Annotated in this window: 21 protein-coding genes; 15 read left to right on the forward strand and 6 right to left on the reverse strand. The window is 67.4% G+C overall.

The genetic code is table 11. The annotated features are described in order from the left end of the window. Positions 1–90: 90 nt before the first annotated feature. The 4 genes from QMX85_RS17010 to ompR form a co-directional block, all read right to left on the reverse strand. On the reverse strand, positions 91–825 hold the full coding sequence (locus tag QMX85_RS17010; protein ID WP_282342805.1) for a SapC family protein: 735 nt from the start codon (positions 823–825) through the stop codon (positions 91–93). A 105-nt stretch (positions 826–930) separates the two neighbouring features. After that, complete coding sequence (locus QMX85_RS17015; RefSeq protein WP_282342807.1) at positions 931–4,344, reverse strand: EAL domain-containing protein; 3,414 nt, start codon at positions 4,342–4,344, stop codon at positions 931–933. A 198-nt stretch (positions 4,345–4,542) separates the two neighbouring features. Then, positions 4,543–5,856, reverse strand: a complete 1,314-nt coding sequence (locus QMX85_RS17020) for an ATP-binding protein (RefSeq protein WP_282342809.1) — start codon at positions 5,854–5,856, stop codon at positions 4,543–4,545. Between the two features lie 103 nt (positions 5,857–5,959). After that, positions 5,960–6,694: a two-component system response regulator OmpR gene (gene ompR, locus QMX85_RS17025; protein WP_090224042.1), complete on the reverse strand. Its 735-nt coding sequence runs from the start codon at positions 6,692–6,694 to the stop codon at positions 5,960–5,962. A 231-nt stretch (positions 6,695–6,925) separates the two neighbouring features. Between ompR and QMX85_RS17030 the strand changes: the two genes are divergently transcribed. The 3 genes from QMX85_RS17030 (at position 6,926) to gshA (ending at position 11,350) form a co-directional block, all read left to right on the forward strand. Further along, a complete protein-coding gene (locus QMX85_RS17030) occupies positions 6,926–9,241 on the forward strand; it encodes a Tex family protein (RefSeq protein WP_282342813.1) in 2,316 nt (771 codons plus the stop codon). Between the two features lie 2 nt (positions 9,242–9,243). Then, complete coding sequence (locus QMX85_RS17035) at positions 9,244–9,633, forward strand: PaaI family thioesterase (RefSeq protein ID WP_090224045.1); 390 nt, start codon at positions 9,244–9,246, stop codon at positions 9,631–9,633. A 124-nt stretch (positions 9,634–9,757) separates the two neighbouring features. After that, a complete protein-coding gene (gshA, locus tag QMX85_RS17040; protein WP_282342816.1) occupies positions 9,758–11,350 on the forward strand; it encodes a glutamate--cysteine ligase in 1,593 nt (530 codons plus the stop codon). A gap of 309 nt (positions 11,351–11,659) precedes the next feature. Here the strand turns inward: gshA and rutR (QMX85_RS17045) are convergent, their stop codons facing one another. After that, positions 11,660–12,355, reverse strand: a complete 696-nt coding sequence (rutR, locus tag QMX85_RS17045) for an HTH-type transcriptional regulator RutR (RefSeq protein WP_090224049.1) — start codon at positions 12,353–12,355, stop codon at positions 11,660–11,662. A gap of 349 nt (positions 12,356–12,704) precedes the next feature. Here rutR (QMX85_RS17045) and rutA point away from each other — a divergent pair, with 349 nt between their 5' ends. From rutA to rutF, 6 genes are all read left to right on the forward strand, one after another. Then, positions 12,705–13,796, forward strand: coding sequence for a pyrimidine utilization protein A (rutA, locus tag QMX85_RS17050; RefSeq protein ID WP_282342819.1), 1,092 nt, complete (start codon positions 12,705–12,707; stop codon positions 13,794–13,796). Further along, on the forward strand, positions 13,793–14,527 hold the full coding sequence (gene rutB / locus QMX85_RS17055; RefSeq protein WP_282342858.1) for a pyrimidine utilization protein B: 735 nt from the start codon (positions 13,793–13,795) through the stop codon (positions 14,525–14,527). The genes rutA and rutB overlap by 4 nt, the downstream gene beginning before the upstream one ends. Before the next feature lie 163 nt (positions 14,528–14,690). After that, positions 14,691–15,077, forward strand: a complete 387-nt coding sequence (gene rutC / locus QMX85_RS17060) for a pyrimidine utilization protein C (protein ID WP_282342821.1) — start codon at positions 14,691–14,693, stop codon at positions 15,075–15,077. A 52-nt stretch (positions 15,078–15,129) separates the two neighbouring features. Then, positions 15,130–15,906 carry a pyrimidine utilization protein D gene (gene rutD / locus QMX85_RS17065; RefSeq protein WP_282342823.1) on the forward strand — a complete coding sequence of 259 codons (777 nt, stop codon included), beginning with the start codon at positions 15,130–15,132 and terminating at the stop codon, positions 15,904–15,906. Positions 15,907–15,923: 17 nt separating this feature from the next. Next, complete coding sequence (locus tag QMX85_RS17070) at positions 15,924–16,514, forward strand: malonic semialdehyde reductase (RefSeq protein ID WP_282342826.1); 591 nt, start codon at positions 15,924–15,926, stop codon at positions 16,512–16,514. A 31-nt stretch (positions 16,515–16,545) separates the two neighbouring features. Further along, the gene (gene rutF / locus QMX85_RS17075; protein ID WP_282342828.1) at positions 16,546–17,070 is read left to right on the forward strand and encodes an NADH-dependent FMN reductase RutF; all 525 of its coding nucleotides are present in this window, start codon (positions 16,546–16,548) and stop codon (positions 17,068–17,070) included. Between the two features lie 115 nt (positions 17,071–17,185). Here the strand turns inward: rutF and rutR (QMX85_RS17080) are convergent, their stop codons facing one another. After that, a complete protein-coding gene (gene rutR, locus QMX85_RS17080; protein WP_282342830.1) occupies positions 17,186–17,821 on the reverse strand; it encodes an HTH-type transcriptional regulator RutR in 636 nt (211 codons plus the stop codon). 435 nt (positions 17,822–18,256) lie between these two features. On the opposite strand from rutR (QMX85_RS17080), the gene QMX85_RS17085 reads away from it, so the two are divergent. The 6 genes from QMX85_RS17085 to QMX85_RS17110 all read left to right on the forward strand — a co-directional run bounded on the left by QMX85_RS17085 (position 18,257) and on the right by QMX85_RS17110 (position 24,572). Beyond that, a complete protein-coding gene (locus QMX85_RS17085; protein ID WP_282342831.1) occupies positions 18,257–19,264 on the forward strand; it encodes a 2-oxoglutarate and iron-dependent oxygenase domain-containing protein in 1,008 nt (335 codons plus the stop codon). 3 nt (positions 19,265–19,267) lie between these two features. After that, positions 19,268–19,654: a VOC family protein gene (locus QMX85_RS17090; protein WP_090224065.1), complete on the forward strand. Its 387-nt coding sequence runs from the start codon at positions 19,268–19,270 to the stop codon at positions 19,652–19,654. 154 nt (positions 19,655–19,808) lie between these two features. Then, entirely contained in the window at positions 19,809–20,894 is a 1,086-nt protein-coding gene (locus tag QMX85_RS17095) for a BMP family ABC transporter substrate-binding protein (RefSeq protein WP_282342832.1), read from the forward strand. A gap of 123 nt (positions 20,895–21,017) precedes the next feature. Continuing rightward, entirely contained in the window at positions 21,018–22,532 is a 1,515-nt protein-coding gene (locus tag QMX85_RS17100) for an ABC transporter ATP-binding protein (protein WP_282342860.1), read from the forward strand. Continuing rightward, positions 22,525–23,646, forward strand: coding sequence for an ABC transporter permease (locus QMX85_RS17105; RefSeq protein WP_282342834.1), 1,122 nt, complete (start codon positions 22,525–22,527; stop codon positions 23,644–23,646). The genes QMX85_RS17100 and QMX85_RS17105 overlap by 8 nt, the downstream gene beginning before the upstream one ends. Then, a complete protein-coding gene (locus tag QMX85_RS17110) occupies positions 23,646–24,572 on the forward strand; it encodes an ABC transporter permease (protein WP_282342835.1) in 927 nt (308 codons plus the stop codon). The genes QMX85_RS17105 and QMX85_RS17110 overlap by 1 nt, the downstream gene beginning before the upstream one ends. Positions 24,573–24,755 lie beyond the last annotated feature (183 nt).

Here is a 24,755-nt window from a genome sequence, read left to right on the forward strand (position 1 = left end):
CCCGTAGGGTGGCTTCAGCCCACCAGCGTCCGACTCACCCACGGCCATGAAAAAGCCCCGCATGGCGGGGCTTTTTCATGGCCGTGACGCTCAGCGCCGGGGGACTTCGCCTTTCCTCTTCAGGTAGTCGTCGAACAGCTGGTTGGCGTTGCCCAGCGACATCAGGTGCGCGTAGATCCAGCCGAGGAAGCCGGACCTGTGAAGATCGAGCACCTGCTCGTCGGCGAGGCCGAGGAACTTCGCCTCGTCCACGGCCTGGAAATCGCTGAGCACGAAGGTTTCGCCGCTGGCGTGGGTGAGCGTCAGGGTGCGGCTGGAAAGCAGCTGCAGTTCGTTGAGCTTGGCGACGAACAGCCGGGTGCGCTCCATCTCGGCGGTGAAGTTCTGCAGGAACTGGATCATCTCGTCGAGGAACTCGCTGTTGCGCCCCTCGGCATCGAACAGCTCGCGGCCGGTTTCCTCGTTCCAGCCGCCGTAGGCGGCGTCGAAGCAGACGGTGAAGGTGGCGTCGTCCTGCGCCATGACGAACGGGTAGCGGCGAACGAAGGCCGGGATGTAGGTGTTGGCCTGCCACTGATGCTCGCCGTCGACGTAGCCGTTGTGGCCGTCCTTGAGGCCGAGCAGGGCGATCGGCATGGCCTTGTCGCCCTCGCCGATGAACACCAGCGGGTAATGCCGCGCCGCCTGGAAGAACTCCAGCCCGGCCACCGGGACCAGATGGGTAGCGGCGGCGAATTCGCAATTCTGCGCGGTCCGCAGCTTCAGCGTGCGGTGTTCCTCGCGGTTGAGCGCCTTGATTTGCTTGTAGAGCAACAGGGTGGTCATGAATGACTCCTGGGTCGATGGACGGTCGAGGCGGGAGCGCCCGCCTGAGGGTTCTGACGGTCCTAACCATAGCCAAGGGTTCCCGCCGGCGAAAGCCGCGCTGCCCTACCTGCGCTCCATCCAGTCCACGAACTGCTCGGCGACCAGCGGCCGACTGAAGTAATAGCCCTGGCCCAGCGCGCAGCCGTGCTCGCGAAGGAATTGCAGCTGGCTGGACGTTTCGATGCCCTCGGCGACGCACTCCAGCCGCAGGTTGGCGGCGATCAGCAGGATGGTTTCCACCAGCAGCAGGTCGCTGGCCTCGCCGTTCAGGTCGAGGAAGCTGCGGTCGATCTTCAGCCGGTCCAGCGGCAGGCGCTTGAGGTAGGTCAGCGACGAATAGCCGGTGCCGAAATCGTCGATAGCGAAGCGCACGCCGAGGGCCTTGAGCTCCTGCATGGCATCGATGCACCGTTCGGCATCCTCCAGCAGCACGCCTTCGGTGATCTCCAGCTCCAGCGCCGAGCCGGCCAGCCCGTGGCGCTGCAGACAGTCGCCGACGCGTTGCGCGAAGCCGGCCTGGCGCAGCTCGCGCGGGCTGACGTTGACCGCCATGACCAGGTGCGGCCAGCGCCGGTGCCACTCGGCCAGCGTCGCGCAGGCCTGCTCCAGCACCCACTGGTCGAGTTCCTGGACGAGCCCGGTTTCCTCGGCCAGCGGGATGAAGGCGGCCGGCTCGATGTCGCCGCGCTCGGGATGATTCCAGCGCAGCAGCGCTTCGACCCCGCAGACCTCGCCGCTCTCCAGCGCCAGTTGCGGCTGGTATTCCACGCGCAGCTGATGGCGCGCGATGGCCTGGCGCAGTTCGCTTTGCAGTTGCAGGCGCTGGTCGATGGCGTCCTGCATCTCGGGGGCGAAGAAGTGCAGCGCATTGCGCCCGCCGAGCTTGGCCCGGTACATCGCGGTGTCCGCCTGTTTCAGCGCGTCGGTGGCGAGCTGCGCGCCGATGGGATGCAGGGCGATGCCGATGCTGGCGCTGGCCGACAGTTCGTGGCCGTCCACCACGCAGGTTTCCACCAGGGACCGGAGCAGCTTCTCGCCGACTTCGGCGGCGTACTTGGCGGCCGCCTCCGGCTGCGTCGCGAGGCCTTCGAGCAGCACCACGAATTCATCGCCGCCCAGTCGAGCCAGCGTGTCTTCCGTGCGCAGGCAGCGCGCCAGGCGCGCGGTGACCTCGCGCAGCAGGGCATCGCCGACCGGATGGCCGAGGCTGTCGTTGACCGTCTTGAAGTGATCCAGGTCGATGAACAGCAGCGCGCCGAAGCGCTGCTCGCGCTGCTCGCGGTCCATCGCGTGCTGCAGGCGGTCCAGCAGCAGCCGGCGGTTCGGCAGGCCGGTCAGCTCGTCGCTGTAGGCCAGCCGCTCGATTTCGCGCTGGTAGCGCTGGCGTTCGGAAATATCGGTGATGCTCAGGCGCAGCAGCGGCCGTTCGCCGCCCGGCAGGCGCACCAGGCGCACCTCGCAGGGCCGCACGCGTCCGGCACGGTCGCGGATCAGCCAGTCGAACACCGGCACCTCGCCGGCGAGCGCGGCCCGCAGCAGGTCCACCGCGACCGTCTGGGAGGCGCGTCCATCGGCCTGTTGCGGCGGGCTGAACTCGACCGGCTGGCGGCCGAGCAGTTGTTCGCGCGGCAGGCCGGTGAGCCGCGAGGCGTTGCCGTTGACCTCGACGATGCCGTTCTTCGCATCGAACATCATGATCGCCTCGGGCGCGTGCTCCACCAGCGTCTGGTAGCGCGCCTCGGCCTCGCGGCGCTCGGTGATGTCGGCCAGCAGCGCCAGGCAGGCCTGCAGGTGGCCCTCGGCGTCGCGCACGGCGCGCAGGCTGAGGCGGGTGAAGACGACGCTGCCGTCGGGACGAAGGAAACGTTTCTCCATCTCGTAGTCGTCGCGCTCGCCAGACACCAGCTCGGCGAACAGCACAGCCTCGTAGGCCAGGTCGTCCGGGTGGCTGACCTGATTCCAAGGCGCTGCGTGCAACGCCTCGAGGCTGCGGCCGAGAATCTGGCACAGGCGCAGGTTCATTTCGCGCCACTGCTGCTGCGGGCCGAGCATGGCCATGCCGATCAGCGGGGCCTCGAAGAACAGCCGCAGCCACTCGTCGCGCTCGCGCAGCTGCTGCTCCGCGAGGCGCCGCGCGCTGACGTCCTGGATCGCGCCATAGATGCGCACCAGCTGCGTACCGTCGCGTTCCACCAGGCCGTTGATACGCACCCAGCGTGGTGTGCCGCGGCCGCCGACGAGGCGGGTTTCCAGGTCGAAATCGTTGCCGGAAAGCAATAGCCCGGCCATCGTCTGCTTGAGCAGCTCGCGGCCCTCGGCATCGAACAGTCCGAGCACGCGCTGGTAGCTCGGCTGGCCGTCGAAGGCGTCCACTTCGAGGATGCGCAGGCAGCCCTCGCTCCAGAACATGCGCAGGTCCGGGTACTCCAGCACCCAGCCGCCGATATCGGCGATGGCTTCGGTCTGCGCCAGCAGGTGAGCCTGGCGCAACAACTCGCCGCGGCGCTCGTCCAGCTCGCGGGCGAGCCGTTCGCGGATCGTCACGTCCTGCTGCAGGGCGAGGAAATGGCTGACGCCCTCGGCATCGCGAATCGGGGCCAGGGTCAGCTCGTTCCAGAATGCCGTACCGTCCTTGCGGAAGTTGCGCAGCACCACCTGGCAGGGTTCGCCGCGCTGCAGCGCCCGGCGCAACTGCTGCATCTGCACCTGCTGGCCGTGGTTGCCGCAGAGGAAACGCAGATCCCGGCCGAGTACCTCGCCCTGCGCATAGCCGCTCATCCGCTCGAACTGCGGGTTGCAGTAGATCAACGGCAAATCGGCGTGCCGCGCGTCGGCGATGGTCAGGCCCAGCGGCACCGCCTTCAGCGCCTTGTCGCTCATTCCGGGAACCGGCGAAGCCGAAGACGGCAGCGCATCGACCGCCACCGCGCGCAGCCAGCCGCGACGCCGCAGTGCGGGGCTGAGGCCGGCCAGCAGCGGAATGCCGAGTACCACCATGAGCAACCCGCGGGCAGCCCAGTGGCCTTCCTTGAGCGGTTTGACCGACTGCCAGAGGAAGGTCGTCAGCGCCTCCTGGTGGTCACTGACGAAGGTCGCGACGATCAGCGGCAGCAGCACGCCCAAGCCGAGAAACTGCGCCCAGCTGCGCGGGCAGCGCAGCGCGGGGTCGAACGGCCGACCGCTCAGCAGCAGCCAGCCCAGACCGCAGCAGAGCGTTTCCGGAATCGCCAGGAACGGCGCCCAGGCCCATTCGCCGAGGCTGATGCCGATTACCAGCACGCCGTTGAGATAGACCGAAGGCAGCACCCACGCGCCCCACCAGAGGCTGAACACCAGGCCCAGCGCCAGCGACGGATACCACAGCGGCAACGCGTCGGGGCTGCTCCAGGCCAGCGCCGCGGCGCTGGAAAGCAGCAGCAACGGCAGCGGCAACCAGCGGGTCCAGCCAGGCAGGCGGTCGGATCGGGCGGCGGGCATGAGACCTCGTCGGGGAAATGCCGTAATCAGAGCAGCTCCGAACCGCACGGGCGGCAGGGATGGGTTCGAGGGGGTGGCGAAGAAGCGGAGGCTAGGCTAAAGGGCTGCGCGGAAGCCGTCCAGACAAACCAAAGGGCAAGAATTGCGCCGTATCGGCGGCATGATTGACGGCGGCGACACCGGCGCGTCGCGCGGCGGCTAGACCGCGTCGCGCGGCAGCACCAGCCCCAGGGGCAGGCGAACCCGCGCCTCCAGCCCGCCGCCAGCCCGGTTGCGCAACTCGACGCTGCCGCCGTGCAGCGCGGCGATGCGCTTGACGATCGCCAGGCCCAGCCCGGTGCCGCGCCCGCCGCGGGCCCGGTCGCCGCGGATGAACGGGTTGAAGATCTCGCCCAGTTCGGCCTCGTCGATGCCTTCGCCGCGATCGAGCACGCTGAGCACCACGTAGGGCGCGGTGAAGTCGTCGGCCACGTAGGCCGCGACCTCGACGCCGTTGCCACCGTGGTTGAGGGCGTTCTCGATGAGGTTGGTCAGCAGGCGCTTGATCGACACGCGACGCAGCGGGAACGGCGGTATCTGCTCCAGGCACAGGCGCACGTGCTCGCCGTTCTGGTTGAACGGCGCCACCGTTTCGGCGACCAGCTCGCCAAGGTCGAGCTGCTCCACCGGCTCGTCGCGGCCATCGCGGATGAAGGCGAGGAACTGGTCGAGGATGGCGTTCATGTCCTCGATGTCGCGGACCATGTCTTCGGTCAGTTCGGTGTCGCTGTCGAGCAGCTCCAGCGCCAGGCGCAGGCGAGTCAGCGGCGTGCGCAGGTCATGCGAGACGCCAGCGAGCATCAGCTCGCGCTCGCGCGCCGCCTGCTCGACGTCCTCGGCCATCTGGTTGAAGGCGCGGTAGACCTCGGTCATCTCGCTGGGCGTATCGCCCACCGGCAGGCGCACGCTGCGGCCCTGGCCGAGCTGGCGGGTGGCGTCGACCAGACGCTTGAGCGGCGCGTTGAGCTGGCGCACGAAGATCCACGCGGCGGCAGTGGACAGCAGGCCGATGCCGAGGAACCAGCCGAGCACGCTCCAGATGCGCTGGCCGCGCAGCGGGTGGGCGTACATCGGCACCTTGATCCATTCCGGGCCTAGCGCAGGGGCGCGCACCCACAACGCCGGCGGGCTCTGCACGCGCACGCGCACTTCGGTGTCGGCGCCCAGTTCGACCTGCATCTGCCGCTGGAACACCTCGCTGTAGGGCCAGTGCTGCTCGCCCGGCGGGAGGATTTCCTGCGGGACGATCTTCAACCCGGCGGAATCGGCGATCCGCGGACGATCGGCGGAATCCGCCGCCCAGTAGGCGCGCAGGGTCAGCGCCGCGCCATGGCTGTACTGCCGGTCCACCAGCATGTCCTCGTTCATCATCAGGTAGACCAGGGTCAGCGCCTTGGAGAACAGCACGACGACGAGCACCAGCCAGAGGGTGCGGGCGAAGAAGCTTTGCGGGAACCAGACAGGGGTTTTCATTACGGGAAGCCAGAACGGCGCAGCGCCGGTCGCGGGAAGGGTCGCTCGGCGCGCGAGCGGGAGGGCCGGGCGGCGGACGAGGCGGGCCCCGTCCGCCGGGCGATCACTTGTTGCCGTCCGGCACGAAGACGTAGCCGACGCCCCAGACGGTCTGGATATAGCGCGGCTTCGACGGGTCCGGCTCGATCAACCGGCGCAGGCGGGAAATCTGCACGTCGATGGAGCGCTCCAGGGCATCCCATTCGCGGCCGCGGGCGAGGTTCATCAGCTTGTCGCGGGTCAACGGTTCGCGGGCGTGCTGGACCAGCGCCTTGAGCACGGCGAACTCGCCGGTGGTGAGCATGTGCACCTCGTCGCCACGCTTGAGCTCGCGGGTCGCCAGCGACAGTTCGTAGTCGCCGAAGGTTACGGTTTCCTCTTCGCTGCCCGGCGCGCCCGGCACCAGCGGTACCTGGCGGCGCAGCACGGCCTTGATCCGCGCCATCAGCTCGCGCGGGTTGAACGGCTTGGCCAGGTAGTCGTCGGCGCCCTGCTCCAGGCCCTGGATGCGGCTACTCTCGTCGCCCTTGGCGGTGAGCATGATGATCGGTACCTGGTTGTTCGACTCGCGCAGCCGGCGGCAGGCGGACAGGCCGTCCTCGCCGGGCAGCATGAGGTCGAGCACCACCAGCTGGAACAGCTCGCGGCCGAGCAGGCGATCCATCTGTTCGACGTTCTCCACGGCGCGTGCGCGGTAACCCTGCTCGGTGAGGAAGCGTTCGAGCAGGCGGCGCAAGCCGGGATCGTCGTCGACGATGAGGATCTTTTCGCCTTCGGCGGCAGGGGCAGTGCTGTTCATGGAATCTCCAAAAAACCATCCGGGCGGCATTATGGCGTAGTCGCGAGGCGCGGGAACGTCAGCCATTGTTAGCAGATTTTTCGCTGCCTGGCGGCGCTGGCGCACGCCACAGGCCGGCCACGGCGTGTCGTCGCCTGTCCGCCACCTGCCGTTCGCGGACGCCGCTCGTGTTTATAATGCCGGCCTTTCGCGCAGGCACGGCCTGCTCTTCTTGTCTGATTCAGGTGGTTCATGGACAGCATCAGTACCCGCATCGCCAACGAGCTGGGCGTGCGCCCGCAACAGGTCGCCGCCGCCGTGGCCCTGCTCGACGAGGGCTCCACCGTGCCCTTCATCGCCCGCTACCGCAAGGAAGTCACCGGCAGCCTGGACGACACCCAGCTGCGCCATCTGGAGGAACGCCTGCGCTACCTGCGCGAGCTGGACGACCGTCGCGCGGCGATCCTCGCCAGCATCAAGGAACAGGGCAAACTGACGCCGGAACTGACCCGCGAGATCAACCTGGCCGAGACCAAGACGCGCCTGGAAGACCTCTACCTGCCGTACAAGCAGAAGCGCCGCACCAAGGGCCAGATCGCCCTGGAAGCCGGCCTCGGCGAACTCGCCGATGGCCTGTTCGGCGACCCGACCCGCGACCCGGAAACCGAAGCCGCGCGCTTCGTCGACGCCGAGAAAGGTTTCGCCGACGTCAAGGCGGTGCTCGAGGGCGCCAAGTACATCCTCATGGAACGCTTCGCCGAGGACGCCGACCTGCTGGCGAAACTGCGCGGATTCCTCAAGGACAACGCCACCCTCGCCGCGCGCCTGGTGCCCGGCAAGGAAACCGAAGGCGCCAAGTTCAGCGACTACTTCGAACACGACGAACCCTTCCGGAGCGTACCGTCGCACCGCGCCCTGGCGATCTTCCGCGGGCGCAACGAAGGCGTGCTGAGCGCCGCGCTGAAGGTCGGCGAGGAGCTGCCCGGCAGCATGCATCCGGGCGAAGTGATGATCGGCGAGCGCTTCGGCATCGCCAACCAAGGCCGTGCGGCCGACAAATGGCTGGCCGAAGTGGTGCGCTGGACCTGGAAGGTCAAGCTCTACACGCACCTGGAGACCGACCTCTTCGGCGAGCTGCGCGACGCCGCCGAGGACGAGGCGATCAGCGTCTTCGCGCGCAACCTGCACGACCTGCTGCTGGCCGCCCCGGCCGGCCCGCGCGCCACCCTCGGGCTCGATCCGGGGCTGCGCACCGGCTGCAAGGTCGCCGTGGTCGATGCCACCGGCAAGGTCCTGGATACCGCCACCGTCTACCCGCACGCGCCGAAGAACGACTGGGACGGCACCCTCGCCGTGCTCGCCAGGCTCTGCGCCAAGCATGGCGTCGACCTGATCGCGATCGGCAACGGCACCGCCAGCCGCGAGACCGACAAGCTCGCTGGCGACCTGATCGCCAAGGTCCCGGGCCTCAAGCTGACCAAGGTGATGGTCAGCGAGGCCGGCGCCTCGGTGTATTCCGCCTCGGAACTGGCGGCCAAGGAATTCCCCGGCCTCGACGTTTCGCTGCGCGGCGCGGTGTCCATCGCCCGCCGCCTGCAGGACCCGCTGGCCGAACTGGTGAAGATCGATCCGAAATCCATCGGCGTCGGCCAGTACCAGCACGACGTCTCCCAGCTCAAGCTGGCGCGCTCGCTGGACGCGGTGGTGGAAGACTGCGTGAACGCCGTCGGCGTCGATCTGAACACCGCCTCCGCCGCCCTGCTGGCGCGGATATCCGGGCTCAACGCGACGCTGGCGCAGAACATCATCGCGCACCGCGACGCGCATGGCGCCTTCGCCAGCCGCGACGACCTGAAGAAGGTCCCGCGCCTGGGCGAGAAGACCTACGTGCTGGCCGCCGGCTTCCTGCGCGTGATGAACGGCGACAACCCGCTGGACGCCTCGGCGGTGCACCCGGAAACCTATCCGCTGGTGCAGCGCATCGCCGCCGACACCGGCCGCGACATCCGCTCGCTGATCGGCGATTCGAGCTTCCTCAAGCGCCTCGACCCGAAAGCCTTCACCGACGAGTTCTTCGGCCTGCCGACCGTCACCGACATCCTCCGGGAACTGGACAAGCCCGGCCGCGACCCGCGCCCGGAGTTCAAGACCGCGACCTTCCAGGACGGCATCGAGAGCCTCAACGACCTGCAGCCGGGCATGCTGCTCGAGGGCGTGGTGACCAACGTCACCAACTTCGGCGCCTTCGTCGACATCGGCGTGCACCAGGACGGGCTGGTGCACATCAGCGCGCTGGCGGAAAAGTTCGTCAAGGACCCGCGTGAAGTGGTCAAGGCCGGCGACGTGGTCAAGGTCAAGGTGATGGAAGTGGACATCCCGCGCAAACGCGTCGGCCTGTCCATGCGCCTGGGCGACACGCCGGGCGAGAAGGTCGAAGGCCCGCGCGGCGGCCAGGGGCGCGGCAATCGCCCGGCGCCTGCCGCGCGCAACGAGCCCAAGGCGGCCGCTGCGGCGCCCAACGCGGCGATGGCGGCGCTGTTCGCCAACGCCAAGCAACTGAGGAAGTAGGCATGACCCGACAAGTCGAAGCAGTGGGCAGCAGCAGCGCTTTCGGACGCCTGCTCGGGCTGGAGATCATCAAGGCCGAGGCCGGCGAGGCGCGCCTGCGCCTGCGCATGCACGAAGGCCTGAGCAACGTGCGCGGCATGCTGCACGGCGGCGCGCTGTTCTCGCTGATCGACACCGCCATGGGCCAGGCCAGCCACAGCCTGTTCGGCGGCGAAGCCGCCGCGGTGACGCTGGAGAGCAAGATCAACTACATCCGCGGCGTGAGCGAGGGCGAAGTGCTCTGCCGCGCCTGGGTGGTGCATGCCGGCAAGCGCACCCAGGTGATCGAGGCCGAGGTGCACCAGGGCGATAAACTGATCGCCAAGGCGCAGTCGACCTTTGCCGTCCTCTGAGTCGACGGCGCCGGTCGCCGCCACCCCACTTCACGGCCAGACGTCGACGTCACCGTTCCTCCCCTTGTAGAGCGAAAGGCCCACCCCCATATTGGGGCGACCGTCGCGTGAAGGAATTGCAATCTTGAGCGAGCTTTTGACCCGCCGCCTGGCCCTGCTAGGCGCGCCCGCCCACCTGTCGCTGCTCACCCGCAGCCTGCATGGCATCGAACGCGAGACCCTGCGCGTCGATCACGACGGACGCCTGGCGAAAACCGCGCACCCGGCCGCGCTGGGCTCGGCGCTGACCCATCCGCAGATCACCACCGACTATTCCGAGGCGCTGCTGGAGTTCATCACCCCGGCCGAAGCCGACCCGCGCGCGACCCTCGCCGACCTCGAGGCGATCCATCGCTTCGCCGCCAGCCAGCTCGACGGCGAATACCTGTGGAGCCCGTCGATGCCCGGCGCACTGCCGGAAGAAGCGCAGATTCCCATCGCCGAATACGGCGACTCGCTGATCGGCCGCCTCAAGCACGTCTACCGCAAGGGGCTGGCGCTGCGTTACGGCAAGACCATGCAGTGCATCGCCGGGATTCACTACAACTTCTCCCTGGCCGACGAGGTCTGGCCGCTGCTACAGGCCGACGAAGTGCCCGACGACACGCGCAGCGCGCGCGACTACCAGTCGGCGCGCTACATCGCCCTGGCGCGCAACTTCCGCCGCTACAGCTGGCTGCTGATGTACCTGTTCGGCGCCTCGCCGGCGCTGGACGCGAACTTCCTCCGCGGCCGTCCGCACGCCCTGGAACGCTTCGACGACGACACCCTCTACCTGCCTTGGGCGACCAGCCTGCGGATGAGCGACCTGGGCTACCAGAGCAGCGCCCAGTCCGGCCTGACGCCCTGCTACAACGACCTGCCCAGCTACATCGAGAGCCTGCGCACCGCAGTGGCGACGCCCTACCCGCCGTACGCCGAGGTCGGCACCAAGCGCGATGGCGAGTGGCTGCAGTTGAACACCAACATCCTGCAGATCGAGAACGAGTACTACTCGACGATCCGCCCGAAACGCGTGACCTACACCGGCGAACGACCGATCCAGGCGCTCAGCGCCCGCGGCGTGCAGTACGTCGAAGTGCGCTGCCTGGACATCAACCCGTTCCTGCCGCTGGGCATCGACCTCGCCGAAGCGCGCTTCCTCGACGTGTTCCTGCTGTTCTGCGCGCTGGAAGGCAGCCCGCCGCTGGATGGCAGCCACTGCCAGGGCTGCACCGACAACTTCCTCAGCGTGGTCAAGCAGGGTCGGCGCCCGGGCCTGCTGCTGCGCGGCGAAGACGACCAACCGGTCGAGCTGAAGACCTGGGCGAACGCGTTGCTGCAACGCTTCGAGGCGATCGCCGAACTGCTCGATGCGGCCAGCGGCAGTGACGAGCATCGCCAGTCGCTGCAGGCGCAGCGCGGCAAGATCTCCGACCCCGACTCGACGCCGTCGGCGCGGGTGCTGCGCGAAATGCGCGAGCGCCAGGAAAGCTTCTCGGCCTTCGCCCTGCGCCTGTCGCGCGAGCATGACGGCTACTTCCGCAGCCATCCGCTGAATGCGCAAGAGCAGGCGCGCTTCGAGAAACTGGCCGCCCAGTCCATCGCCGACCAGGCCGAACTGGAGCAGACCCAGGTGGGCGACTTCGACACCTTCGTCGGCGCCTACCAGGCGAGCATCCTCGGCCTAAGCCACTGACGCCGGACTGCGCCCACCCTACGACACCCATAGCAGGGTGTCGTAGGGTGGGTCAGCGGCATCGCTCGATCTGTCAGCCTTCGTCGATTCCCACCGCCGCGTGACCCACCGGTCGGAGTCCCGCCAAGGCATCCCCGGCAGGCACCCGCGCCGCGATCGGCGAATCGCCGCTCGCGGATCGCACCAACCGTAGGGTGGGTTAGCGGCATCGCGCGATGTGCCAGCCCTCCCCCGATTCCCACCGCCGCGTAACCCACCGGTCGGAGTCTCGCCTCGCCCCGCAAAGACCGATTCAACGCCGGCTCCCCCTCAGCGCGGGCGGATGCCGTCGAGGATCAGCGCCTGCAGACTGCCCAGCACTTCCTCGAAGAAATCCGGATCGCTCAGCGTGCGGCCGGTGATGGACTCCACCTGGACGCGGAAGTCCGCGTAGTGCTGGGTCGTCGCCCAGAGCGAGAAGATCAGGTGATAGGGGTCGATCGGCGCCAGCCGGCCGGACTCGCTCCAGCGGCGGATCACCTCGGTCTTGGCGTGCACCAGATCGCGCAGCTCGTGCTCCAGCTCGCCGCGCAGCAGCGGTGCGCCCTGGATGATCTCCAGGCAGAACAGCCGCGATGCCGCCGGCTCGTCGCGTGACAGTTCGAGCTTGAGGCGGATGTAGCCGCGGATCGCCTCCAGCGGCTCCATCTCCACGCTCAGCGCGCGCAGCGGTGCCAGCCAGACGCTCATCAGTTGATGCAGCACCGCCAGGTAGAGGTCTTCCTTGCTGCCGAAGTAGTACAGCAGGTTGGTCTTGGAGACGTCGGCACGGGCAGCGATCTGATCGACGCTGGTGCCGTGCAGGCCGAACTGCGAGAACAACGCGATGGCCGCCTCGGTGATCGCCGCGCGCTTGCTTTCCATCTGCCGCTCGCGTCGCGCCAGGGTCGCCGCGCTGGCCGTGCGCGACGCCTTCTTGCGAATCGCCGGCGCATGCTCGGCGCCGGACGGGTGGTCCTGGGTCATGCGGCCCTCCTGTTCGGCCGAAAGCGCCTGGGCGAGGCGCCGGGCGGGGTCGCCACCATAGCCAAAACGACGGGGGCTGTCAGGCCGCCCTGAATGCATCCGGCTTGACGACGGTCATGGACAGATCCGGATTCGTGCGTCTTTTTCGGGCGGCACGCACAAACCAGGTGCTCTATGACGGACCATTTGGTCCATGTTAACGATACGCTTTGGCGTAACCTACTGTTTTCGCTGGATTTTCCTTTTCTGGCACAGTCCATGCTCTCTTCCCTGCGACACATCGCCGCGAGCAGGCGCCGTGAACATGCCGGCATCGCTCGCCAACACGCGCAATCAAGGGGTTATCGTTATGAAAGTTGGCGTCTTCATTCCCATCGGCAACAACGGCTGGCTGATCTCCGAAACCGCCCCGCAATACATGCCGACCTTCGAGCTGAACAAGCAGATCGTCCAGCGCGCCGAGCACTACGGCTTCGATTTCGCCCTGTCGATGATCAAGCTCCGCGGTTTCGGCGGTAAGACCGAATTCTGGGAGCACAACCTCGAATCCTTCACCCTGATGGCCGGCCTCGCCGCCGTCACCAGCAAGATCCAACTGTTCGCCACCGCCGCCACCCTGACCCTGCCGCCGGCCATCGTCGCGCGCATGGCCTCGACCATCGACTCGATCTCGGGCGGCCGCTTCGGCGTCAACCTGGTCACCGGCTGGCAGCGCCCCGAGTACTCGCAGATGGGCATGTGGCCGGGCGACGAGTTCTTCTCAACCCGCTACGAGTACCTCGGCGAGTACGCCCAGGTCCTGCGCGACCTGTGGAGCACCGGGCACAGCGACCTGAAGGGCAAGTACTTCACCATGGAAGACTGCCGCGTCAGCCCGAAACCCCAGGCCGACATGAAGATCATCTGCGCCGGCTCCAGCGACGCCGGCATGGCCTTCTCCGCGCAGTACGCCGACTACAACTTCTGCTTCGGCAAGGGCGTGAACACCCCCGCCGCCTTCGCCCCGGCCACCGAGCGCCTGCTCGCGGCCACCGCCAAGACCGGTCGCGAGGTCAATTCCTGCGTGCTGTTCATGGTCATCGCCGAGGAAACCGAAGCCGCCGCCCGCACCAAGTGGGAGCTGTACAAGGACGGCGCCGACCAGGAAGCGCTGAAGTGGCTGGGCGACCAGGCCGCGGTGGACACCCGCTCGGGCAGCGACACCAACGTGCGGCAGATGTCCGACCCCACCTCGGCGGTGAACATCAACATGGGCACCCTGGTGGGCTCCTTCGAGCAGGTCGCGAAGATGCTCGACGAAGTGGCGGCGGTGCCGGGCACCGAGGGCGTGATGCTGACCTTCGACGACTTCATCGAGGGCGTCGAGAAGTTCGGCCAGCGCATCCAGCCGCTGATGAAGAGCCGCAGCGCCGTCGTGGAAACCCTGAAGGAGATCGCCTGATGAGCGAGAAAAGCGTATCCGGCTACGAACTGCCGGTGGACGCCAGCGCGCCTCTGACCCTGCCGGCACGCCCGGAACCCCTGCAGCTGCGGCCCAGCCAGACTGCGCTGATCGTGGTCGACATGCAGAACGCCTATTCGACCCTCGGCGGCTACCTCGACCTCGCCGGCTTCGACGTCTCCTCCACCGGCCCGGTGATCGAGAAGATCCAGGTCGCCCTCGACGCCGCGCGCGCCGCCGGCGTGCAGGTGATCTTCTTCCAGAACGGCTGGGACAAGGACTACGTCGAGGCGGGCGGCCCCGGCTCGCCGAACTGGCACAAGTCCAACGCGCTGAAGACCATGCGCCGGCGCCCCGAACTGCAGGGTACCCTGCTCGCCAAGGGCGGCTGGGACTATGACCTGGTCGACCAGCTGAAGCCGCTGCCAGGCGACATCGTGATGCCGAAGCCACGCTACAGCGGCTTCTTCAACACGCCGTTGGACAGCATCCTGCGCGCCCGCGGGATCAAGAACCTGGTGTTCACCGGGATCGCCACCAACGTCTGCGTCGAATCGACCCTGCGCGACGGTTTCTTCCTCGAATACTTCGGCGTGGTCCTCGCCGACGCGACCCACCAGGCCGGCCCGCCGTCGGCCCAGGAAGCGGCGCTGTTCAACATCGAGACGTTCTTCGGCTGGGTGTCCTCGGTCGACGACTTCTGCACCACGCTCAAGCAACCGAATCATTAACCGAGGTCGTTCAGAAGCGTAGCGAGCGAAGGACGGGCAAGGCGGAGAAAACCGAGGACGCGGAGTTTACGAGCTGTAAATGAGCAGTCCGAGGTTTTCTCCAACGCAGCCCGCCCGAGCGCAGCAGCTTCTGAGCGATCTCTGAAAACCAGGAAGCCTTGCCATGCCCAAACAATCGATCATCCCGCCGGGAACCGGCAAACCCCTCGCCCCCTACGTGCCGGGTTCGCTGGCCGACGGCATCCTCTACGTCGCCGGCACCCTGCCGCTGGACAAGGACGCCAACGTGGTCCACGTCGGCAACGCCACCGAGCAGACCCGCCACGTGCTGGAAACCATCAAGGGTGTCGTCGAGGCCGCCGGCGGCAGCATGGACGACGTCACCTTCAACATGATCATGCTCAAGGACTGGGCCGACTACGCGGCGATCAACGCCGTCTACGCCGAGTACTTCGCCGGCGAGAAGCCGGCGCGCTACTGCATCCAGTGTGGCCTGGTGAAACCCGAGGCACTGATCGAGATCGCCTCGATCGCCCACGTCGGCAAGTGATGCGCTGCCCGGATGCGCCTGAGCGGCGCATCCGGCGGCTCGAGGACCCTCCATGCACTACGAAATCCACGGCAATCCCGACGCCGGGCAGACCGTCCTGCTGTCCTCCGGCCTTGGCGGCTCGGCGGGCTACTGGACGCCGCACCTGGCCGCGCTCGGCGAACGTTTCCGGGTGATCAGCTACGACCAGCGCGGCACCGGGCGCAGCCCCGCCGAGCTGCCCGAGGGCTACTCCATCGCCGACATGGCCGACGACGTGCTGGCCCTGGCCGACGACCTCGAACTGACCCAGTGCGCCTTCGTCGGCCATGCCCTCGGCGGCCTGGTCGGCCTGCAGGTCGCCCTGCAACGCCCCGGCCTGATCCGCCGCCTGGTGCCGATCAACGCCTGGGCCGCGCCCAACGCCCACAGCGCGCGCTGCTTCGACATGCGCATCGCGCTGCTGAAGAACACCGGCCCCGCCGCCTACGTGGCCGCGCAACCGATCTTCCTCTACCCGCCGAGCTGGATCGTCGCCAACGAAGAACGCCTCGAAGCGGACCTGGCCCACGCCCTCGCGCACTTCCCCGGTGAGGCCAACACCCTGCGGCGGATCGCGGCGCTGCGCGCCTTCGACATCTCCGCGCGCCTGACCGAGATCGACGTGCCGACGCTGGTCATGGCCAGCCGCGACGACAGCCTGGTGCCCTGGACACAGTCCGTGGCCCTGGCCGAAGGCCTGCCGAACGCCCGCCTGGACGTGCGAGACTTCGGCGGCCATGCCTTCAACCTGACCGAACAAGCGGCGTTCGAGGCCAGCCTGCTGGACTTCCTCCAGCAAGCGGACTGAAACGCCCGGAGAACACCATGAGCCTTGCACTCGACGAAAAAGCCCTCGCCAGCCTGTTCAGCGAAGCCCGCACTCACGGCAGCTGGCGCGACCAGCCGGTGAGCGACGATCAGCTGGCCGAACTCTATGCACTGACCCGCATGGGCCCGACCTCGGCCAACTGCAGCCCGGCGCGTTTCGTCTTCGTGCGCAGCGCCGAAGGCAAGGAAAAGCTCAAGCCGACACTGTCCTCGGGCAATCTGGAAAAGACCATGAGCGCGCCGGTGACGGTGATCGTCGCCTACGACCGCGAATTCTACGAAGCGCTGCCGCGCCTGTTCCCGCATGGCGACGCGCGCAGCTGGTTCACCTCCAGCCCGGAATTCGCCGAACAGACCGCGCTGCGCAACAGCTCGATGCAGGCCGCCTACCTGATCCTCGCCGCCCGCGCGATGGGCCTGGATACCGGGCCGATGTCGGGCTTCGACCGCGCCAAGCTCGACGCTGCCTTCTTCGCCGGGAGTACCTGGACCGCCAACCTGCTGATCAACCTCGGCTATGGCAACCCGGAGAAACTTTACCCGCGCCTGCCGCGCCTGGCCTTCGACGAAGCCTGCACGCTCGCCTGACCGACTCGCCCCGCGGGGCAAGGAGAACCTCATGCTCAGCCATTCCCTCGCCGCCTGCGCCAACGACCGGCCGCCGCTCGTGCTCAAGCACGACTATCGCGACGCCATGGCGCGCCTGGGCGCCGCGGTGAACGTGATCACCACCGACGGCCCCGGCGGGCGCGCCGGCTTCACTGCCTCGGCGGTGTGCAGCGTGACCGACGAACCGCCGACCCTGCTGGTCTGCCTCAACCGCGGCGCCTCGGTCTACGACGCCTTCCTGGCCAACGGCGTGGTCTGCGTCAACGTCCTCGCCCACGGCCAGGAAGCGCTGTCCAACCTGTTCGGCGGCAAGACCTCGATGGCCGAGCGCTTCGCCGCCGCGCAGTGGGGCGAACTGGCCAGCGGCGCACCGGTACTCGAAGGCGCGCTGGTCTCCTTCGATTGCCGCGTCGCCGAAACCACCCGGGTCGGCACCCACGACATCCTGTTCTGCGAAGTGCTCGCCATCCGCCACGGCGAACCGGGCAAGGGCCTGATGTATTTCGAGCGGGCCTACCACGGCCTGGGCATTTGACACGACGTAGCCTGGGCAACCTGTAGGGTGGATCGCGCCTTATCGTTCCACCTTACGGGGTTCACCTCCTACGCCGCCTCGCACCGGGCACGTGCCCGGCGGGGGAAGACGGCATCTACGATCCGGACACCTCGCCCGCGTCCACCCCGATGCCGCGCAGAATCAGCCCCTGGACACTGGCCAGGGCCTGCTCGAAGAACGCCGGATCGTCCAGCGTGCGCCCGGTGATCGACTGCACCTGGACCGAGAAATCGGCGTAATGCTGGGTCAGCGCCCAGAGCGAGAAGAACAGGTGATGCGGGTCCACCGGCTGCAACCGGCCGTCGGCGACCCAGGCGCGAACCACCCCGGCCTTGGCATCCACCAGTTCGCGCAGAGTTCCTTCCAGCGCCGGTTTCAGCAACGGCGCCCCCTGGATCATCTCCAGACAGAACAGCCGCGACGCCTGCGGGTGGTCGCGCGAGTTGATCATCTTCAGGCGGATGTACTGGGCGATCGCCTCGGCGGGGTCCTGCTCCGCGCCGATCGCGCGCAGCGGCGCCAGCCAGAGGTCGAGCAGCTCGCTCAGCAGATCGATGTACAACTCCTCCTTGGAGGCGAAGTAGTACAGCAGGTTGCTCTTCGACAGGCCGGCGAGGCTGGCGACCTGATCCAGACTGGTTCCGTGCAGCCCGTAACGCGAAAACAGATCCAGCGCGGCCGCCTGGATCGCCTCCTGCTTGGGTGTTCCGGGTAGGCTCTTTTTACTCACCGTCGAACTTCCTTCGCTGCGGAAAGTTCACCACCGAAGAGGCGACGAAGTTATGGGAACGCACCCGTTGAATAACCCACATCACGCCGCGCAACAACCCTTTTAAAATGCGGGTTAATTATTTACGACGCAATGCGCCGAGCGATCACCCCGCACAAAACAGGGCAGGCAATACTTTGGTGCGCGGCGGTCCCAATGCGGTGCACCGCCACCCCGACCACGGCGCGGCAAAACGCCGCCAACCTCGCCTTTAAAACCAAATAAATCAAACAGATATGCGTTTTTGTCCATTTGGTCAAAATTGGCATACCGGTTGCTATTCAAAGAGGCGGCAAAATGATTATAAAAGCAACTCGAATAGCCTTAGTCGTGCACTTTTAAGTTCACGTAGCTTCAGCTGCCCTCGATCAACTTTCCCACGACCGGAGAGTAGAAATGACGCTGTTGTATGTGCCCATCATCGACCTCGAACCCTATTTCGAAGGCACTCCGGAAGGGAAACAGAAAGTTGCCAGGGCGGTGGATCAGGCCTGCCGGGATATCGGCTTCCTGATCATCAAGAAACACCGGATTCCCCGCGAACTCATCGAGCGCGTATCGCGCCTGAGCCACGCCTTCTTCGACCTGCCGCTGGCGGAAAAACGCAAGGTCGACCGCCCGCGTCCGGACCAGGTGCGCGGCTTCTCCGCGGTGGCCGAGGAGAGTCTCTCCTACAGCACCGGCGAGGCGGCGCCGGGCGACCTCAAGGAATCCTTCTCGGTCGGCCCGAGCAACGTGCCCGACGAGCCCTACTACAACGGCGCGGACGCCGGCCCGCACTTCGCGCCGAACGTCTGGCCGGGCACCCTGCCGGGCTTTCGCGAAGCCTATGAAGAATACTTCGCCGCGATGAGCGAACTGGCGCTGCACATGATGCGGCTGTTCGCCCTCGCCCTGGAGTTGCCCGAGCACTACTTCGACGACAAGGTCGACCGCCACATCAGCATGTTCCGCGTGCTCAGCTACCCGCGCCTGACGCAGCCGCCCGAGGACGGCCAGTTCCGCGCCAGCCCGCACAGCGACTACGGCAGCATGACCATCGTGCTGCCGGACGCCGGCGGCCTGCAGGTGCGCAACAAGGCCGGCGAATGGGTCGACGTGCCCTTCGAGCCGGACGGCTTCGCGGTGAACATCGGCGACCTGATGATGCAGTGGACCAACGACCGCTGGATCTCCACCGTGCACCGGGTGATCGTTCCCGAGCTGGAGCAGCCGAGCAACGCGCGGCGCCAGTCGCTGGTGTTCTTCCACCAGCCCAACTACGACGCCCTCGTCGAATGCCTGCCGAGCTGCCTCGCCGACGGCGAGACGGCGAAGCACGCACCGATCAGCTCCGGCGATCACCTGCGCTCGAAGTTCGTCAAGCAGACCACCTTCGGCGGCACCAAGAGCGAGGTTGCGTAAGCCATGGCCACGCTCTCCTACGTTAACGTCTTCGCCCGGGACGTGGTCGCCCTCAGCGGCTTCTACCAGAAGGTGTTCGGCTTCGCCGAGATCGAGGCGATCCGCTCGCCGATCTTCCGCGGGCTCGACACCGGCAAGTCGTGCCTGGGCTTCAACGCGCCGGACGCCTACGAACTGCTCGGCCTCGCCGACCAGGCCGAGACCCGCGGCATCAAGTTCCTGCTGAACATCGACGTCGACAGCCAGGCGGACGTCGACCTCCGGGTACCGCTGGCCCTGGAGGCCGGCGCGACGCTGATCAAGGCGCCCTACACCACCTATTACAACTGGTACCAGGCGGTGCTGCTCGACCCCGAAGGCAACGTGTTCCGGATCAATTTCATGCTGTAGGGCCGCGCAAACGCTCGACAGCGCACATTTCGTCCCCTCTCCCATTCATGGGAGAGGGTTAGGGAGAGGGCGGTTTTCCCCTCTCCCCCAGCCCCTCTCCCGTAAACGGGAGAGGGGAGGAATGCACACCACCTTCACTCCCGGAGACGACGCAATGCACAAATGGATTCAGAGAAGCCTCTACAGCGCCGTGCTGGTCAGCGTGGCCGGCGTTGCGATGGCCGATGACGGCTTCACCCTGGAAGGCCCGCCGAAGATCGCGATGATCTACTTCGATGCGAAGAACGATGGCGGCTGGACCCAGGCCTTCGACGAGGCACGGGTGAAGATCGAGAAGGAGCTGGGGCAGAAGATCCAGTTCGTCGAAAAAGTCCCGGAGAGCGCCTCGGCGATCAAGCCGGCGGCCGAGCGCTTCATCTCGCGCGGCGCCAACATCGTCATCGGCACCGCCTTCGGCTACTCCGACACCTTCAAGGAACTCGCCGAGAAATACCCCAAGGTGGCCTTCCTCAACGGTTCCGGCACCACCAACGGGCATAACCTCGAATCCTTCTACGGCCGCACCTACGAAACCCACTACCTGTGCGGCATGGCGGCCGGCGCGGCGTCGAAGACCGGCAAGCTGGGCTTCGTCGCGGCCAACCCGTTCGGCGTGGTCAACTGGACCGTCAACGCCTACGAGATGGGCGCCAAGCAGATGAACCCGAACGCCACCACCACGGTGATCTACACCGGCGCGTGGAACGACCCGGTGAAGGAACGCGCCGCCGCCATGGCGCTGATCGACCAGGGCGCCGATGTCATCGGCCAGCACGTCGACACCCCGACCCCGCAGATCGTCGCCCAGGAGCGCGGCGTGTACGGCACCGGCCACCACCGCGACCTCAGCCAGTTCGCCCCGGATGCGACCATCTGCTCGGCGATCTGGACCTGGGACAAGTTCCTCGTCCCGGAGCTGAAGAAAATCACCGCCGGCAACTGGAAGCCGGCGCCCTACGGTGCCTTCATGACCATCCCCGAGGGCGGCGGCGACATCGCCTTCGGCAAGGTCGGCCTGAGCGAGGAAGCCAAGGCCAAGATCATGGCCGAACGCCAGGCGATCATCGACGGCAAGCACATCTACGCAGGGCCTCTGGTCGACCGCGAAGGCAAGGAACGCGTGCCGGCCGGCAGCGACCTGTCCGACGCCGACCTGTGGAAGATGGACTGGTACGTACCCGGCGTGATCACCCAGAAGTAACCCTCGCCAACGGGGACCGCGCCGCGGTCCCTTTGCCAATGGCTTCGTGCGCGAAGCCATTGGCAAAGCCGCTCCAGAGGTTTCCTCCACGGGCGGCCGCAAGGCTCCCGCTCTGTCCCGAGAATCCAAATGCCCAACGCCCTGCAACTCACCGGCGTCAGCAAGTCCTTCGACGGCTTCAAGGCCCTTTCCGACGCCAGCTTCACCGTCAAATGGGGTGAGGTCCACGCCCTGCTCGGCGAGAACGGTGCCGGCAAATCCTCGTTGATGAACATCGCCGCCGGGCTCTACGCGCCGGAAACCGGCGAGCTGCTGATCGACGACAACAAGGTCCAGCTCAAGGGCCCGGCGGATGCCGCGCGCGAGCGCATCGGCATGGTCCATCAGCACTTCAAGCTGGTGAAGCCGTTCTCCGTGGCCGAGAACATCCTGCTCGGCCTGCCCCGGAGCGAAGGCAGCCACCGCAAGCGCCTGCGCGAGACCGAACGGCTGATCGCCGAGAAGGCCGAGCAGATCGGCTTCTCCATCGACCCGAAGAAGACCGTGGCGGACCTGTCCATCGCCGAGCAGCAGCGCGTGGAGATCCTCAAGGTGCTGCTCGCCGGGGCGAAGATCCTGATCCTCGACGAACCCACCGCGGTGCTCACCGACCAGGAAGGCGAACGCCTGCTGTCCACCGTGCAGGGCCTTGCCCGGCAAGGCGCGGCGGTGATCCTGGTGACCCACCGGATGGCCGACGTGAAACGCTTCGCCGACCGCGTGACGGTGATGCGCGGCGGCCGCACGGTGGAAACCCTCGATCCGCAGCAGGTCTCCATCGCCGACCTGGTCAAGCTCACCGTTGGCGAGTCGCTGCCGGCTCCGGAGCATGCGCGCAGCGAACCCGGCCCGGCGCTGCTGACCGTGCGCGGGCTGAAATCCCCGGAGGTCGGCGGCCGGCGCGTCCTCGACGGCATCGACCTGAGCCTGCGCGGCGGCGAGATCTACGGCATCGCCGGGGTCGGCGGCAACGGCCAGAGCGAGCTGGCCAACGTGCTGATGGGGCTGCCCGAACCCAGCGAGGGCGAGATCGCCCTGGAAGGCTTCGGCGACCTGCGCACCGCCGACATGGACCAGCGCCGCGACCTGCGCATCGCCGCGATCCCCGCCGACCGTTACGGCCTGGCGCTGGCCGGCGGCCTGTCGATCGCCGAGAACTTCGCCATCGGCCAGGTCCACAGCGGCCGCTACGGACCGTTCTGGCTGCTGCGCGAAGGCCGCGCGCGGGAAGAGACGCAGGCCGCCGTGGAACGCTTCGACGTGCAGGGCGTGCGCAACGTCCGGCAGAAGGCCGCGCTGCTCTCCGGCGGCAACGCGCAGAAGCTGGTGATCGCCCGGGAATTCTCCCGCGAGCCGCGCATCGTCCTCGCCCACAGCCCGAGCCGCGGCCTCGATGTGCGCGCCGGCGCCGCCGTGCACCAGCGCCTGCTGGCTGCACGCGACAGCGGTGCCGCGGTGCTGCTGATCAGCGAGGACCTCGACGAAGTGCTGGCCCTGGCCGACCGCATCGGCGTGATGAGCGCCGGCAAGATCGTCGCCGAATTCGAACGACCCGCCGATCGCCAGGCGATCGGCAAAGCCATGGTGGACCATGTCTGAGCTTTCCAACGCAACCCAACCGACGTCCGCGCCGAAGCGCCAGCCGCTGACCAGCCGCCGCTACGCCCTGGAAATCCGCCAGCAGATGGCCTGGCACTGGCAGGCGCTGATCCTCGCCGTGTCGCTGATCGTCGGCCTGGGCATCTCCGCGGCGATCCTGATCGCCGCCGGCGTCCCCGGCGGCGAGCTGCTCGACGAGTTCGTCATCCTCACCCTGTTCGATGCGCAGAGCCTGCGCGCGGTGCTGTTCCAGGCCGCGCCCATCGTCATGGTCGGCATCGCCGGCTGCCTGGCGTTCCGCGCGCGCTTCTGGAACCTCGGCCTGGAGGGCCAGATGATCTGGGGCGGGATCGCCGCCACGGCCATCTCGCTGTTCGAGGTCGGTCCCGAATCCACCCGCCTGGCGCTGATGTTCGTCGCCGCCACCCTCGCCGGGCTGGCCTGGGCATTGGCGCCGGTGCTGCTCAAGCTGAACCTCAAGGTCAACGAAATCATCTCCACCCTGATGCTCAACTACATCGCCGCCAACTTCCTCCTGCACCTGGTCTACGGCGCCTGGAAGGACCCCAAGGATTCCTTCCCCTATTCGCCGCAGTACCGCGCCTTCGAGCGCCTGCCGGAGATGTTCGACGGCTACAGCATGGCGATCCCGCTGGCGGTGCTGGTGGCGCTGTTCGCCTGGTGGTTCGTCGGCGTCTGCCGCGCCGGGCTGTACCTGCGCTTCGTCGACGCCAACCCGCGCGTCGCCGACGCGGTCGGCGTCCCGGTGCGCAAGGTGATCGTCGGCACCGTGCTGCTCTCCGGCGGCCTCGCCGGGATCGCCGGTTTCGTCGTCGCCGCTGGCCAGGAGGGCCGCCTGACCCAGGCGTTCTACCAGGGCTACGGCTTCTCCGGGATACTCATCGCCTTCCTCGCGCGCAACAACCCGCTGGCAGCGACCATCGTCGCGCTGCTGGTGGCGACCCTGTTCGTCGCCGGACGCAACCTGCAGGTGTTCTACCAGATCCCGTTTTCCATGGTTCAGTTGATCCAGGCGCTGATCGTCATCTGCGTCGCCTCCTCGGACTTCTTCATTCGCCACCGCATCCGCCGCATCGCCGGGAGGGAAAGCTGATGGACCTGCTCGCCAGTTGGCTCGGCAACGTGCCCGATTTCGCCGTGCCCTACGCCCTCGCCGCGCTGGGCCTGATCCTCACCGAGCGCGCCGGCGTGCTCTCGCTCGGCGCCGAGGGCCTGCTGCTGGCCGGGGCGCTGGCCAGCATCGGCACGCAGCTGGCCTTCGGCGTGGCCGGCTTGTCGCTGCTCGCCGGAATGGCCGCCGCCGCGCTGGTGTCGATCCTCTTCGCGGTGATGGTGATCGTCCTGCGGGTCAACCAGGTGATCGCCGGGCTGACCCTGGTGTTCTTCTGCCAGGGTCTCACCAGCCTGCTCGGCACGCTGCTGGAATGGACCAACCAGCCAATCCGGGGGCTGCCCGCACTGGCCCTCTGGCCGCTGTCCGAGCTGCCGCTGGTGGGCAAGCTGTTCCACCAGAACCTGATGGTCTACCTGACCGTGCCGATCTTCCTCGGCGTGGTCTGGTACCTCAACCGCAGCACCTCCGGCCTGCGCCTGCGCGCGGTGGGCGAGAACCCGCAGGCGGCCGACGCCGCCGGCATCCCGGTGCTCGCCTACCGCTTCGCCGCGGTGATGGCCGGCTCGGCGCTGGTCGGTCTGGCCGGCGCCTACATCGCCGTGCTCAGCACCAAGATGTGGATCGCCGACATGAGCGGCGGGCGCGGCTGGATCGCCGTGGCGCTGGTGATCTTCGCCCGCTGGTCGCCGTGGAAGGCGCTGGCCGGCGCGGTGCTGTTCGGCTGCATCGAGGCGCTGATCCCGCAACTGGCCGCCGCCGGCGTGCGCCTGCCGCAGTATTTCGTGCTGATGACGCCCTATGCGGTGACCCTCGCCGTGATGATCTGGGTCGCCCTCGGCGGCCGCCAGAACAACGCCCAGCCCGGTGCACTGGGCGAACCCTATGTGCGCGAGGAACGGCGCTGAACGACTGGACCGGGGCACGCATTCTCTTCGCCGGCCGGGCGCAGCACCGCACGGTGGATCGATGAAGCGCGATCCACCCTACGAAAGCGTTGAGTTGCGGATGACGCGCCGATCATAGCCGCTGCACCGATCGGCTTTTCGTAGGGTGGATGTCGCTTTTCACATCCACCAGGGCGCAGACCG

This window comes from Pseudomonas sp. PS02288 (assembly GCF_029959715.1).
Classification (GTDB): domain Bacteria; phylum Pseudomonadota; class Gammaproteobacteria; order Pseudomonadales; family Pseudomonadaceae; genus Pseudomonas_O; species Pseudomonas_O kuykendallii.

Bases quoted from the DNA above. Each gene is read 5' to 3' on its own strand.
- QMX85_RS17010 (WP_282342805.1), bottom strand. From the start codon at position 825: ATGACCACCCTGTTGCTCTACAAGCAAATCAAGGCGCTCAACCGCGAG.
- QMX85_RS17015 (WP_282342807.1), bottom strand. From the start codon at position 4,344: ATGCCCGCCGCCCGATCCGACCGCCTGCCTGGCTGGACCCGCTGGTTG.
- QMX85_RS17020 (WP_282342809.1), bottom strand. From the start codon at position 5,856: ATGAAAACCCCTGTCTGGTTCCCGCAAAGCTTCTTCGCCCGCACCCTC.
- ompR (WP_090224042.1), bottom strand. From the start codon at position 6,694: ATGAACAGCACTGCCCCTGCCGCCGAAGGCGAAAAGATCCTCATCGTC.
- QMX85_RS17030 (WP_282342813.1), top strand. From the start codon at position 6,926: ATGGACAGCATCAGTACCCGCATCGCCAACGAGCTGGGCGTGCGCCCG.
- QMX85_RS17035 (WP_090224045.1), top strand. From the start codon at position 9,244: ATGACCCGACAAGTCGAAGCAGTGGGCAGCAGCAGCGCTTTCGGACGC.
- rutR (WP_090224049.1), bottom strand. From the start codon at position 12,355: ATGACCCAGGACCACCCGTCCGGCGCCGAGCATGCGCCGGCGATTCGC.
- rutA (WP_282342819.1), top strand. From the start codon at position 12,705: ATGAAAGTTGGCGTCTTCATTCCCATCGGCAACAACGGCTGGCTGATC.
- rutC (WP_282342821.1), top strand. From the start codon at position 14,691: ATGCCCAAACAATCGATCATCCCGCCGGGAACCGGCAAACCCCTCGCC.
- rutD (WP_282342823.1), top strand. From the start codon at position 15,130: ATGCACTACGAAATCCACGGCAATCCCGACGCCGGGCAGACCGTCCTG.
- QMX85_RS17070 (WP_282342826.1), top strand. From the start codon at position 15,924: ATGAGCCTTGCACTCGACGAAAAAGCCCTCGCCAGCCTGTTCAGCGAA.
- rutF (WP_282342828.1), top strand. From the start codon at position 16,546: ATGCTCAGCCATTCCCTCGCCGCCTGCGCCAACGACCGGCCGCCGCTC.
- QMX85_RS17085 (WP_282342831.1), top strand. From the start codon at position 18,257: ATGACGCTGTTGTATGTGCCCATCATCGACCTCGAACCCTATTTCGAA.
- QMX85_RS17090 (WP_090224065.1), top strand. From the start codon at position 19,268: ATGGCCACGCTCTCCTACGTTAACGTCTTCGCCCGGGACGTGGTCGCC.
- QMX85_RS17095 (WP_282342832.1), top strand. From the start codon at position 19,809: ATGCACAAATGGATTCAGAGAAGCCTCTACAGCGCCGTGCTGGTCAGC.
- QMX85_RS17105 (WP_282342834.1), top strand. From the start codon at position 22,525: ATGTCTGAGCTTTCCAACGCAACCCAACCGACGTCCGCGCCGAAGCGC.
- QMX85_RS17110 (WP_282342835.1), top strand. From the start codon at position 23,646: ATGGACCTGCTCGCCAGTTGGCTCGGCAACGTGCCCGATTTCGCCGTG.